Below are 1,842 nucleotides of genomic sequence, written 5' to 3'. Positions count from 1 at the left end.
ATTATAGGAACCGATGCTAGCTTCAATAAAAAATGGAAGCATAAGATACGTCCCCGTGCTTTCTATAAAAAATAGAAGCATAAGGTACGTCCCCATGCTTCCGTCATTGCTACATATTTTTACTCTGCTGAAGTAGTTTGGATTCTCCTGTTCGTTCCCAGGCTTCTACTGTTTCGTATGCTTTTTCAGGAGTGTACCCTTTTCCTACGAGTACTCCCATTAGGATGAATTCTTGAAGAATGTGTAAAGCATTTATTCCTCTTTTCACATCTTCTAATCCTTCATTCACTAGAAATTCGGTGTACTTTACCCATTCGTCTGGGGTCTTGCCAAAAGCAACTGTATTTCCATTCCCATGACCGTTGCCTCCATGCCCAGCCATTGCATCTGCTTTGGTCACATGAACAGTACCAAATGGATGGTTAGGTGGGGCATAGATCGCGTAAAGTTTGAGCGGAATATTACCTGTATTGGTGACGTTATGCCATGTACCCGCAGGGATCATGATTGCAGAATCATCAGTAACATTTCTTTCATAGCTTAAGTTATCTTTACTCTTTCCCATTCGAACAATTCCCTGGCCTTGTTCAATCCGTAAGAATTGATCCACGTGAGGATGCATTTCCAAACCGATATCATCGCCAACATTGATACTCATTAATGTCACTTGCAGATGGTTTCCTGTCCATAAAGCAGTACGATACGTATTGTTTTGCTTCGTTGCTTCATTGATATTAACGGAATATGGGTTGGGTCCATAATCTTTTAATACAATATTTCCAGCACCATTGGGATAGCGGAATGAGTTTGCATGCGCGATTTCATTAGGATAACCCCATTGAACAGACTGATGTCCATAGTTATACACAGGAACATTAACATTATAAGGATATTGATATTGTTGCGGATATGAATACATATTTGGATTACTGTACATACTTTTTCAATCCCTTCACAGTTTATCAAATTATCCTATGCACTATTGAAGGAAATGTGCCCAAAGAAGCAAAGGGACGTACCCTTCGCTTCTCTTAGAGTAAAACTCAGCATCATAGTTGTACAGGACTCACTTCTATAATAAAAAAGAAGCATAAGATACGTCCCCATGCTTCCACTTCTATAAAAAAAGAAGCATAAGGTACGTCCCCATGCTTCCTTCAACCATTTAAATAAAGGTATACAATAAGGAAAATGATGAATCCTACCATGAAAATTGAACCTATGCTCGCGCTGTATACTATATAAATTTTAATATGAAGAATAACATGAACAACAAGTATGATTAGTAAGCATAAAAGCAAAAAAATGATTAAATTCAAGTTTTTATTCCTATACAAAAAATCAGCACCTTATAGATACATAGTAGGAAACCAAGTGTTATTTGTAATACTTTTAATGTTTATATATTTTACTTTTGCTTATATTATTCATGAAAGTTCCACCTGAAAATTGAAATTGTCCAAAACCAGTTCAACAGTGGATTACATTTAGATAGACCTCTCACGACACCTCATGTAAGGGCCTTTGGTAGAGTTAGTAGAACATATGAGCAGCATTTACGTTCCCTCCAAGAACCTAGATTGATTATTCAACTGCCTTCATAACAAAAAAAAGGGCCCTAATCCTTCCTGGATCAGCGCACCTTGTTAGATAATATTAATTTTCCCTAGTACTCATTTCACTTTTTTTCCATGACTGCAAAGTAATTTTCTTCCCCATCTGCAAAGTTAAACACTCTGCCAGAAGGCATATTTACAATGTCTCCGACTGTGATGTTTTTATTTGATAAGTCGCTATGCAATTGATCGAGATTTTCCGAGAAAAACATTAAAGAAGGTGTAC

At 37.0% G+C, this 1,842-nt stretch carries 1 protein-coding gene and 1 pseudogene; both read right to left on the bottom strand.

The features are described from left to right. Positions 1-109 precede the first annotated feature (109 nt). Positions 110-937, bottom strand: a complete 828-nt coding sequence (locus tag WB217_RS02000) for a cupin domain-containing protein (protein ID WP_423990160.1) — start codon at positions 935-937, stop codon at positions 110-112. 741 nt (positions 938-1,678) lie between these two features. Further along, positions 1,679-1,842: pseudogene (locus WB217_RS01995) on the bottom strand (VOC family protein); the annotation flags it as partial.

This window comes from Mesobacillus sp. (assembly GCF_049588175.1).
In the GTDB taxonomy this organism is placed as follows: Bacteria; Bacillota; Bacilli; order Bacillales; family Cytobacillaceae; genus Mesobacillus.
Note: the sequence above shows the minus strand (reverse complement) of the source record. Positions and strands in the feature narration are given on the sequence as shown.